The organism is Alteromonas sp. AMM-1, assembly GCF_047290655.1.
Taxonomy (GTDB): domain Bacteria; phylum Pseudomonadota; class Gammaproteobacteria; order Enterobacterales; family Alteromonadaceae; genus Alteromonas; species Alteromonas mangrovi.
In genome coordinates, this window is the sequence record NZ_JBLBUE010000122.1 from 1 (window position 1) to 10,501 (window position 10,501).

At 47.7% G+C, this 10,501-nt stretch carries 10 protein-coding genes; 3 read left to right on the top strand and 7 right to left on the bottom strand.

The annotated features are described in order from the left end of the window. Positions 1–96: 96 nt before the first annotated feature. The gene (locus ACLR2L_RS15340) at positions 97–903 is read right to left on the bottom strand and encodes a carbohydrate porin (protein ID WP_413369295.1); all 807 of its coding nucleotides are present in this window, start codon (positions 901–903) and stop codon (positions 97–99) included. A gap of 27 nt (positions 904–930) precedes the next feature. Next, entirely contained in the window at positions 931–2,550 is a 1,620-nt protein-coding gene (locus ACLR2L_RS15345; RefSeq protein WP_413369298.1) for a methyl-accepting chemotaxis protein, read from the bottom strand. 416 nt (positions 2,551–2,966) lie between these two features. On the opposite strand from ACLR2L_RS15345, the gene ACLR2L_RS15350 reads away from it, so the two are divergent. Beyond that, positions 2,967–3,626 (top strand): PEP-CTERM sorting domain-containing protein, encoded by a 660-nt coding sequence (locus tag ACLR2L_RS15350; RefSeq protein WP_413369301.1) that lies wholly within the window; start codon positions 2,967–2,969, stop codon positions 3,624–3,626. A 373-nt stretch (positions 3,627–3,999) separates the two neighbouring features. Here the strand turns inward: ACLR2L_RS15350 and ACLR2L_RS15355 are convergent, their stop codons facing one another. Together ACLR2L_RS15355 and ACLR2L_RS15360 are read right to left on the bottom strand one after the other, a co-directional pair. After that, positions 4,000–4,902 carry a bile acid:sodium symporter family protein gene (locus tag ACLR2L_RS15355; protein WP_413369303.1) on the bottom strand — a complete coding sequence of 301 codons (903 nt, stop codon included), beginning with the start codon at positions 4,900–4,902 and terminating at the stop codon, positions 4,000–4,002. A gap of 81 nt (positions 4,903–4,983) precedes the next feature. Further along, positions 4,984–5,928 (bottom strand): helix-turn-helix domain-containing protein, encoded by a 945-nt coding sequence (locus ACLR2L_RS15360; RefSeq protein ID WP_413369304.1) that lies wholly within the window; start codon positions 5,926–5,928, stop codon positions 4,984–4,986. 117 nt (positions 5,929–6,045) lie between these two features. Between ACLR2L_RS15360 and ACLR2L_RS15365 the strand changes: the two genes are divergently transcribed. After that, positions 6,046–6,444, top strand: a complete 399-nt coding sequence (locus ACLR2L_RS15365; RefSeq protein WP_413369306.1) for a rhodanese-like domain-containing protein — start codon at positions 6,046–6,048, stop codon at positions 6,442–6,444. Continuing rightward, positions 6,437–6,919 carry an N-acetyltransferase family protein gene (locus ACLR2L_RS15370; protein ID WP_413369308.1) on the top strand — a complete coding sequence of 161 codons (483 nt, stop codon included), beginning with the start codon at positions 6,437–6,439 and terminating at the stop codon, positions 6,917–6,919. Before ACLR2L_RS15365 ends, ACLR2L_RS15370 begins: the two co-directional genes overlap by 8 nt. Here ACLR2L_RS15370 and ACLR2L_RS15375 read toward each other — a convergent pair. The 3 genes from ACLR2L_RS15375 to ACLR2L_RS15385 all read right to left on the bottom strand — a co-directional run. Continuing rightward, positions 6,908–8,632: a hypothetical protein gene (locus ACLR2L_RS15375; RefSeq protein ID WP_413369310.1), complete on the bottom strand. Its 1,725-nt coding sequence runs from the start codon at positions 8,630–8,632 to the stop codon at positions 6,908–6,910. The two genes, ACLR2L_RS15370 and ACLR2L_RS15375, sit on opposite strands and share 12 nt — an antisense overlap. Positions 8,633–8,720: 88 nt before the next feature. Then, complete coding sequence (locus tag ACLR2L_RS15380; protein WP_413369312.1) at positions 8,721–9,842, bottom strand: glycoside hydrolase family 88/105 protein; 1,122 nt, start codon at positions 9,840–9,842, stop codon at positions 8,721–8,723. A gap of 17 nt (positions 9,843–9,859) precedes the next feature. Beyond that, the coding region (locus tag ACLR2L_RS15385) for a BNR-4 repeat-containing protein (protein ID WP_413369314.1) at positions 9,860–10,501 on the bottom strand (642 nt) is incomplete at its 5' end.

Consider the following 10,501-nt stretch of genomic DNA (forward strand, 5'->3'; position numbering starts at 1 on the left):
AAGGGGAATCAATGCGAAAAACACTGGCGACCGTTGACGCCACTTGAACACTTAAGGTAAAAAACGACTAGCCAACGATGCGTTGATCTGAGGTGTTCAAATAAAACCGGAATGGCTGTTCAAGTTAATCGGAATGCGCACTAATGCGTAAATACCGTGATTGTGCTCAAGACGTTCTTCACTGAGTACTTCCGTCGGCTGAGTATATTGCCAGCCGCCAATGCCAAATCGCCAATTGTGGATGTTATAATTCGCTTCAACGGCAAGCAAAGCGCCATCTTCTGAGCTTAATGTGAGGTCGGTGCGTTTGGGGTGCTCTGGGTCCCCTGCAACTGCGTCAATCACTGCGCCTTGTAATGACCAGCCAGCGCCGAGATCAGAGGCAATGCGAATGGCCAGGGCTGAAAAGGGAAAGATCGATGGCCCCATGTCACCGGTTTGGGAATAATCGGGACCGATACCATGGGATGAGTTGAGAAATAACCCGGCTGGTTCTATGGCGTCAAACTCACTGTTCAGGTCATATAAACCGGCTTTTAAATTGATGCCAAAGGAGATTTCGGTTTCATACCACAGTTCCATGACACGCAGCATTTGCTCTGAATCAATATTACTGACTACCTGGGTATCACCCACTTTATCTGCACTGAATGAATTGTTATTGGTGTAAAAAAGGTAACCATACCACTGACCATTGTCACTGCTTCGTGTGAAATTGAGTTCGGCGATATCCATATAGGTTGAGCCTGTCTCCAGTCCGCCACGGGCGTTGTGCATAAGCTCTGCAGTATAGCTGATGCCAAAATCCCAGCTGGCCGCCTGGTCAGAGGCAATCGAGTTTGTGGTCGTAAACAACCCCAATACTGGCAACAAAAATAGGTAAATAATCCTTAACAGCGACATCACAGATCCCGTTACACTTGCTCTTGATCACTGACCGCTAAAGGTGAAAGACAAGCTTTTCAGTTCATGGGCACTGTCGTGTAAAGAGGTGACTCGTTTCCGAGCCTGGGTGACACCTTTTTCAGAGTCATAAGACATGGCCGAAAGTTCAGACAGACTCTGTGAGTTTTCTTCTACTACCTGCGTCTGTTGGTTCATTGCGGTGGTAATGGAGAAAGTCATTTCATTAATTTCAGCCATGATATGCTGCACTGATACTAATTCCTGCTGACATTGCTCTGCGTCGGTCACGCAGATACTGACGTCATCCCGGCACTGAGTCATTTCATTCACTGCTGTTTGCGTAGTAGCTTGGAGCGTTGTGATGATGTTGTCTATTTCGGTAGTCGATTTTTGCGTGTTACTGGCAAGGGCTCTTACTTCATCGGCTACCACAGCAAAACCTCGACCTTGTTCTCCGGCTCTGGCAGCTTCAATTGCCGCGTTTAACGCCAACAAGTTGGTCTGGTCAGCGATGTTACGAATAGTCCCCACCATTGCCACGATCTCTTTGGTGTAGCTATTGAGTTCGTTAATGGTTTGCGCTGACGTGTTTATGCTAGAAGCAATTTGCTCCGTTTGTGTTCTATTTTTTTCTGCCAGAGCAGTAGCATCTTGTACTTGGCTCGTAGCCAAGGTAATGCGCTCGGCTGCAACCCTTGTGTTTTCAGTAACATCACGGGATGTTGCCGATAATTCATTCATTGCGGCTGATAGCGAATCGGTATGCGAAATCTGGCGGTTCGCATTTTGCTCGACGACTGCAAATAGTTCTTCCATAGGCCCAAGGTCGTCAACGACGTTTTCTGATTTGTTGCGCAGTTCATCGGCTAAACCAAATATTTTGTCCAGAAACAGGTTGAAGCTATGCTTGATATTGCCAATCTCGTCTTTATGACGAACGTTAAACCGAAAAGTAAGGTTTGCTTTGCCATCCAGAAGTGATGCAAACATATGCTCTAAGTGACCAAGTGGTTTTAACACTAATTTCTTTACAAACCAGGTAAGTAACCCGGTAATCAGGATGGCTAAAACTAGTAAGGCAATAGAGACGTTTGTACCAAAGCGGGTATTCTCTTGCACTTCTTGTTCTGATTGTGTTGCCAGGTCAGAAGCAGCTTGCAGTAGCGGTTGCAGCTGATTTTGAAGGCTCTCAGAGGCCTGGTCAAACTCCCCCATTATTTTATTACCGGCAGCTGGACCGCCATTTATATAAGCATGAGCCATCTTTTTGCCCGTGTCGTAATACACTGTAAAAGCCGCTCGTATACTGCTGATTCGCCCTTGCTGGGACGGCAACAGTCTGCTGATGATATCCATTTGCTGTAAGGCCTGATTGGCAAATTTTTCTGCGCTCTCAAAGCCGTCGTTCAGACCGTCTTGTGCTCGGGTTGCACTTATGTCAGTCAACCATTGTTGCACCTGAACGATGTCTAATTGCAGAGTTGCGACGCTGGCAGTCAACGGCACAATAACTTTGCTCTGATTTTCAGTGGACTCGTTAATATCAGACATGGTGTTAAGCACCAACACACTTTGTACGAGTAACACCAGCAGTGTGGTGAAGATAATCAGGTAGGTTTTTTGCGATAAATTGAGTGAACCCATAACAGCCTGGATCTAAAAGTTAGCTGACAAACGCAGCACCAATTTAAGTAATGCGGGAGTCTACCTTTTTGATTTGATAAAATATATAGTTCTTTGGTTTAAGGTATTGATTTTAAATGATTTGTTGATTGAGAATGATTTGTGTTCAGGCTGGAGGTTAAGGCAAAAAAGCCTGCGAAAAACTACCTTGATTCAGTATCTTAAGCAAGTAGTAGTGGCTCTGCTTTACTACCTTGCCAAATGGTGTTTGCCGGATTGTCAACACATGGAAATTGTCAATTTTTTTTACACTTTGTTACACCGGATGGGTCAACATATTGATATTTTGTTTTTAAATCAATTGATTAAATTTTGGTATGTGATTTGCTTTTCAAGGTCAATATAAATTTGTAGACGTCGTTTAAAAGGGTAGTCCGATGAAAAAATTTGTGTGCACACTGGCGCTTTTGTTTGCAGGATCTGCTAATGCCGGCATTATTACTGTTGGCGGTTCTTCTTTAACGGGAGCAGACCAGGTATTCGGATTTGAAGCGGGAAAAGCTGCTTATAGCTGGGAAGTATTGAATACCCAGTTTGTCGGTGAGGGATTGACCGTATCTTCGAATATTGATAACTCGATCCTTCTCTACGGGGCTGGCGCCTGCCTGCCTGGCTCTTTCAGTTACAGTGGATCGAATTACATCGGTGTTGGTATCTATGACAACTGTTATGTTGATCAAGGACAGACGACAGCCACATTTACTTTTGACGACGTTGTTTCGGAAGCGTCGTTTGATTGGTATGCACATGGGGCGAATTACACATTTACTATACAGGCACTTTTGAATGATGTAGTTGTATCCTCGGCTGGAATTGCTGGAAATGGCTCTACGGTTAATATTTCGCTAGCAGGAAGTGACTTTGATCAGATCCGTTTTATTGAATCATCTTTACAAAGCTGGTTTTGGATGGATCAGCTGGCCGTTAACTATGCTGAAGTTAGTGGATCAGTTCCAGCCTCAGCGCCAGCTACGCTGGCTCTCTTCGGCCTTGGCTTAGCTGGCATCGGTTTTTCACGCAAAAAGAAAGCTGCTTGATTTACTTCTTTCGGCAGTATCATTAAGCCTCGCAATAGCGGGGCTTTTTTATGTCTGTATTGTGCTCATCGCAGTTAGCATTGTCCTGACTTATGAGCCTTAAAGTGACCACTGAAATATTAAAGTCTGCATTCGTAGCGGTGCGTTTAATAGACTTTTCGATCCGCTCTCCGTTTTTAAGTAATCGAGAGATTATAATAATCTACTAAACACGATGCGAAACGATGAGGGCTTTGGTGCCAAAGGTTTCAACGAAACTTCATTCTTCAACGTGCAGTCGAGGTCGTGTTCACTGCACGAACTTTGACACCTCGACAATTCATAATGATACAGACTGGTGTGGCCTAAATTAGATTGCCATGCTCTCGCTATCCTACGGTTTATCTTTTTTCTGCCAATAGCTGGCGAATAATGCGCCCGACAGGTTGTGCCAAATACTAAATAGCGCGCCAGGCAGTGCGCTGGCAGCAGAAAAATACTTTAACGCCAATGCCACGCTTAATCCTGAGTTTTGCATACCCACTTCAATGGCAACGGTACGGGCAACAACGGTGTCATAGTTGAGTTTGCGGGCAGCCCAGTACCCACAGGCCATGCCGGTCAGGTTGTGTAGCATTACAGCAATCACAACCGGCCAAACCAGGTTGTTGAGGTTGTGATTGTTTAATGCCACCACAATGGCAATGATCAGCAGTATCGCCGTAACAGAGAAGCGTGAAAACCAAGGGGTTAACGCACTCAACCGGGCTGAGAAAAAATGATTGAGCAGCATACCCGCGGCGATGGGTAGCAGTATTACCTTAATCAACATCGTGAGCATTGATGCCGCAGGCACATCAATGTCCTGACCCAAATAGAGCCAGGTAAGGACAGGCAGCATAACCACAGCAACCAATGTCGACATCATTGTCATGCTAACGGATAACGCTACATCACCTTTGGCAAGATAAGTCATTACATTTGAAGCCGTACCACCGGCGGTTGCACCTACCAGCATCATACCTGTCATGAGTTCGCTATTCAGGCCTAGCAGAAGGGAAATAAGCCAGGCGGCCAGTGGCATCACAATAAACTGAATAGCAACCCCTAAACCAACAATGTTGCGAAATGCGATTACTCTACCGACATCCCCCCATTTTAAGGTTATTCCCATACCCAGCATCACCATAACCAGCAGGGGCACAATCCAGGATTTCAACTGAATAAAGGGCTCGGGATACAGATAGGCCAGCAAACTAACCAAAACGGCCCATACCGGAAACAGTAAAATTGCCATGGAGATACCTACTATGAAATTGTGTTCTTCACCCAGTTTAACACCAGAATTTAGCTACAAAATAATATCTTAAATTTAAGACTAAGCATTCTTTAACGCACCGAACGTGGCTTTATATTCACTGGGCGAAATAGAAAGATACTTTCTGAAGTTGTAGCGAAGGGTAATGGCGTTGTCGAAACCCGCGCGCTCGGCAATGTGATCCAGGCCTAATTGTGTGGTTTCCAGCAGTGATTTGGCCACTTCCAGCTTACGGGCTTGAAGCCACTCCAGCGGCGTCATGTGGTAGTGCTTTTTAAAATGCCGGTCGAACGTACGGCGGGTCATACTGGCTTTATTGGCAATGTCGTCAATGGTTAGCTCTGGTGACAAGTGTTTTACTGCCCAGTCCAGAGCCTGGGACACCGACGATTTGGTTTGTGGCAGTGGTTTTTCTACAAATTGAGACTGCCCGCCGTTGCGGTGAGCGGGCAGTACTAACCGTCGTGCCACGGTATTGGCCACGTGATAGCCGAAATCCTGGCGAATTACTTCAATCCCCAGATCCAACCCTGCTGCGCTCCCTGCTGAGCAGCCAATGATGCCGTCGTAGTGATATAAAATGTCTTCCTGATAGGTAACATGCGGAAAGCGTTGCTTAAAGGTGCTCGCATATCGCCAGTGTGTGGTAGCTATTCTGCCGTTTAGTAATCCCAATGCTGCCAGCAAAAACGATCCGGAACAAAAGCTGATGATACGGCCGCCTTTTTGATAGTGCTGTAATACGGCGTGTTTTAATGTGCTGTCGATGGTAGTGATAGACACCGGAAAGCTGGGGATCACCAGCAAATCACACTCGGGCAATTGGGTAACCTGTCGGCAACTGAAGGTGCTATCGCACAGCCCCGAAAGGGCTGTTTTTCCAAATGCCACGATATCGGTGCTATACCAGTGTTTAAACTCAGGCCGGGGTAGCGCAAACAGTTCTACGGCGCTAGCCAGTTCAAACAGCGACACCTGTTCTGCAACCACAATCACTACTTTCATTGTTTATCTCGAATTCTTGTGAATGTCTAAATATTATCGATAGATGTCTAATTAGACAATATGGGCGAGTAAAAATACCGCGCATAATGCTTCCATCAACTTACAAGGAGCACCAACATGTTTTCAACCGTAGTCAGACCCAGACCCGCATCATCAGAAGAAGCGTTAGCCCATTTTCAACGTTTACTTACGTTTGAAACAGACTGTTGGGACGTGCATTACGCGCTTAACAATAATTTGCATGACTTCGTATTGCTGGACGTACGCGGCATCGATACGGCCAAAAAGGGCTATATCGAAGGCGCGGAGTTTTTACCTCACGCCAACATTACCGAAGCGGCGTTGAGCAGCTATCCTGATGATACTATTTTTGTGGTGTATTGTGCTGGCCCGCACTGTAATGCTACCGAAAAGGCCGCTATCAAACTGGCAAGATTAGGTCGCCCGGTTAAGAAAATGATTGGCGGTGTAACCGGTTGGCTGGACGAAGGCTTTACGTTGAAAGCCGATGTCTGATATGGCCTTAAAAATAAGTAGGGCAAGTCAGCAGGACTTGCCCGCTGTGCTCGGGCTAATGCGCGAGCTGGCCGACTTCGAGGGGTATCTTGCGCAGTTTGCAGTTACCCTTGAGGTGTTGGAACAGCAATATTTGCAGCGCAATACCTTTGGTATTCTGGTAGCGAAAGCAGCAGGCGCGAACTCAGAGTCAACTGATATTGCTGGGATCCTGGTGTATTTCTTTCAGCCTTTTACCTACGATCTTACGCCCTGGTTGATTGTAAAAGAGCTGTATGTGGCCGCCGCTTACCGAGGGCGTGGCGTAGGTCAGGCGCTGATGCTGGAAGCTAAACGGATTGGTAAGGCGCAGGGCAGCTCGCGGATGAAATGGGAAGTACTTACCCATAATCAGGCTGCCAGGCAGTTTTATACACAGCTGGGTGCAAGAGTGGAAGACGACTGGCGCACCATGAGCCTGTCGCTATCTGACTGACAGGCTGTAATCCGCTTCGTCGAAGCGCTGTAAAATCTTGAGCAGTGCCAACAAGTTGTGCTGAACGTTATCCATACGGATCTCATTGTCATATACCCGCGAGCGCAGTCCGCCCAGGGCTGCTTTTTTATTGCGAACGTAATACATGTCGATGTCGTTAGCGAATTCAAGCTGCATGGCGTGGCGAATACCTTTAATAATAGCCTGGCGGTAAGCTTCCTGGCGCTGTGTATCATTGATGGCTTTGGCGAGAGCCCACGCATCAGCCAATCCCTCCAGATACACACCGGTAGCCGAGGCATGAGGCGGGCCATAGCCGCCTTTCGGATAATAAAACCGACCCGCAAAATCCGGATAATCAAAGCCGTCGCGTTCTTCCATTAATTGCAGTTTTTCAATTAACCAGTCGTTCATGGTAAAGATGGACGACTGCAGAAACGCATCGCCGGTTTGTTGCCATACCTTGTAATACGCCTGGGTATGCCAGGGCACAAATGCCGGGTTGCGGTTAGCAAAATGCCAGTCCATATAGTAATGGGCACTGGTTAAAAACTGCTGCAGACGTGCGTCGTCTGGTTGTTTCTCCAGCCAGTGTGCCCAGAAAAACATGGCTTCGCCGGGATAGAAGTTATGCAGATCATTGCGCTCCTGACGAATGAAAGTACGGAACGCACCATTGGGTTGCCATTGCTCATCAATTGCTTTCACCAAACCATCAAAGGGAACGCTGAACTCATTGGCCCGCGTTGAGGTTAAAATAGACAGCGCAGCCAACCCGGCGGCTCCTAACTTGCGTTTGCGGCTGTATTCTATGTAGCCAATATCACCATCGGTTTTGTAGTAGGTGTTCAGGTTAAACTGAAGATTTTTATGTGCTAGTTCACTGGCCGGTGGTGCCTGCGTGGTATTCGCCCAAACTTGCATGGCGTAACTTGCCATGAACTGACGGATCATGTTGTTGGATGTCGAAAATGTATTTGGACTAGGCCAGAACTTATAAGTCGTTTCGCCGGTATTTTCATTGGTATTGTTTAGCAGCCATCTGGCTAGCCGCTCACTCATTGCTTGCACCGATGATTGCGAAATATCGTCGTAACTTACCAATTCATTACCGCGATAAAGCGGCGTAGCGGTATTGGTAGCCATGTCAAAATAAAACTGGTGGTTGTCGTAGGTGTAAAAGGGGATATCAGTAGTATTAAGCTGAGACAGACTTACGTTAATGGTTTTGGCAAAGTGCGTAAGAATGCGCCAGGGGGCCTGATTCAGGCTAATCGCTTTGAGACCACAATAGTTAATGGATTTGTCTTCATAGTGAAACTCTACGCCTTTCACACCTATTGCGGTTTGATAGCTGCTAGGGGATTTCAGCGGCATTGGCGTGAGCGTGTAGTTGTAACCAAAACACAGCGTAAGTTCACCAAACGCTTTACCTTCCAACGCCGCAATGCCGTCGCTAAGCAGTTCCCGCCAGCCTGCGTTGTGCTTAATGGTGGCTTCGGCTACCAGCTTGCCGTTTAATCTGCCGTATAACTGCAACGACGTAACCGGGGTTGACGCGCCAGGGCCTTCGGTGAAGTAGTCTTCCAGCGACATTACCACTCGCTGTTCAAGTGTAGGAGGATTTGCAGGGGTACTGCTGCAACTGCTTAACAACACAAGTAGGGTACTGAGCAGTATTAGGTATCGGCAAAGTGTGCGTGGATTCGTCATTGAATTATCGCTGAGTTGTTGGTGTCACATAGTCACCTGTTCCATTGCGGCCCAGCTTAACCAAGGGCCGCGTTGGATTCAATCTGAACTATTGATCCTCTGATATGTTGAGCAGTTTATAAAACTCGCTGCCCGCAGCTAAAAATGCGCCCACGCCATACACTTCGGTTTTATCTGGCCAAGCTTCTCCGGGTGCAGCGCCAATAGGTTGTACATAGCCTAACATGCCCGTGTCGGTAATATGCGAGTTCATATTCGCCCAGCCTTTTTCTACCGCAGGTAAATAGGTAGTGCTATCCAGATAGCCGTTGTTGATTCCCCACGCCAAACCGAAGGTAAAGAAACCCGTGCCCGACGTTTCAGGGGTAGTGTACACGTCTCCTGCTTTTAAGCTCATGGGCCAAAACCCGGCTTCAGACTGCAGCTTAATAATGGCGCTTGCCATATCAGTAAACAGGGTTTCAAAATAGGCTTTTTGCGGGCCGTCGGGCATGTCTTCCAGAATCAATGCCAGGCCAGCAAATACCCAGCCATTGCCGCGCGACCAGAAGATTTTACGCTCGTGCTCTTTCACGCCAATATAGTGTTCGTCGCGGTAAAAGAGGTGTTCTTCGGTGTCGTAAAGATGATTGGCTGTTGCTACATACTCCGCGAACATGAAGTCCCTGTATTGCTTGTTGCCGGTGATATTCGCGAGCTTAGCCCATACCGGCGGGGCCATAAACAGCGCGTCGCACCAGGTCCAGCGCTCAGTGTATTTATAGTTGTTCAATCGCATGGGTTGCTGGCTGGGGTTGTTCATAATATGCGTAGTGCGTTTAAGGGTATTTGCCAGCATGTGATCCGACTGATACTTGTTGTACAGAGAAAGATAAAGCTGACCAATCGCCTGATCATCAGCGTGGTATTCAGCCTTGGCCAGTTCCCATTTGTTTTCGTTGGCAACGCTCAGTAAAAATTCATAATAACGTTCTGTTGGAGCAATGTTCGCCCAGCGCTCCATGCCAATATACATAGCTGCATAGGGCCAGCCGTTAATGGGGTTGTCCCAGTCGTGCTGTCGGCCGTAATCGTCCCGAAAGTGGGCAATTTGCCAATTGGCCATGTTGGTTAATGAGGCTTGCACAGTGGCTTTGTCGGGTAAGGCTGCGTGGGTGCACAGCGCACACATGCCCAGCGTAAACAGGAGTGGGCGAAACAGTGTAAACATAGTGATATCCTTATTGTTTAGTGCAGGCTGGCTTGCCAGCTCAGCACGCCTATGTGACTGGGGGCAACCTGTGCACTTTGGGCATCATTACCATCCAGTTGCACAACGCGCTGAAGCAACATGTCTGCCCTGCCGTGGTGTATCCATTGAATTGGGTCGATACTGGGTTCCCAGGCCCCCACATTTTGTGGATGCAGTACGTGGGATTCCCAGTTTGATGAAGCAATATCACGCATGGTTAGGCCCATCACCTGACCGCGCTGAAAGTCATCGCGATAGATAATATGCAGTGACGTGACGCCGCCTTGTTCCGCGGGCAGGATCACGGCGCGTGATAGGGGCGGGCGTTTGGTGCCATGGCCACTTAATTCGAAATTCTGAGCCGCTTTGGGGGCTTTAATCACCTGCCAGGTATTGGGTTGAGGAAGCGGATAGACCACCTGAAAACGAGGGATGTCAGTGGGTGAATCGGCCCAGTAGCTGGCAATAAAAGGCCGGCTGTTGATATCGGCCATTACCACAGGCGGATTCATCAATTTGCGGCTTTGTGGAATAGGCATGACTACGTCAGATGCTTGCTCCGTAATCGGCAAGGAGTAAGGCTTGCCGTTGTTTTGTTGCCAACTGTCTCCGTTGTCGAAGGAACGGGCGTAGGCAAG

What these genes read in the sequence shown, in the direction of transcription:
- ACLR2L_RS15340 (WP_413369295.1), bottom strand. Translation starts at nt 903, where the DNA reads ATGTCGCTGTTAAGGATTATTTACCTATTTTTGTTGCCAGTATTGGGG.
- ACLR2L_RS15345 (WP_413369298.1), bottom strand. Translation starts at nt 2,550, where the DNA reads ATGGGTTCACTCAATTTATCGCAAAAAACCTACCTGATTATCTTCACC.
- ACLR2L_RS15350 (WP_413369301.1), top strand. Translation starts at nt 2,967, where the DNA reads ATGAAAAAATTTGTGTGCACACTGGCGCTTTTGTTTGCAGGATCTGCT.
- ACLR2L_RS15355 (WP_413369303.1), bottom strand. Translation starts at nt 4,902, where the DNA reads ATGGCAATTTTACTGTTTCCGGTATGGGCCGTTTTGGTTAGTTTGCTG.
- ACLR2L_RS15360 (WP_413369304.1), bottom strand. Translation starts at nt 5,928, where the DNA reads ATGAAAGTAGTGATTGTGGTTGCAGAACAGGTGTCGCTGTTTGAACTG.
- ACLR2L_RS15365 (WP_413369306.1), top strand. Translation starts at nt 6,046, where the DNA reads ATGTTTTCAACCGTAGTCAGACCCAGACCCGCATCATCAGAAGAAGCG.
- ACLR2L_RS15370 (WP_413369308.1), top strand. Translation starts at nt 6,437, where the DNA reads ATGTCTGATATGGCCTTAAAAATAAGTAGGGCAAGTCAGCAGGACTTG.
- ACLR2L_RS15375 (WP_413369310.1), bottom strand. Translation starts at nt 8,632, where the DNA reads ATGACGAATCCACGCACACTTTGCCGATACCTAATACTGCTCAGTACC.
- ACLR2L_RS15380 (WP_413369312.1), bottom strand. Translation starts at nt 9,842, where the DNA reads ATGTTTACACTGTTTCGCCCACTCCTGTTTACGCTGGGCATGTGTGCG.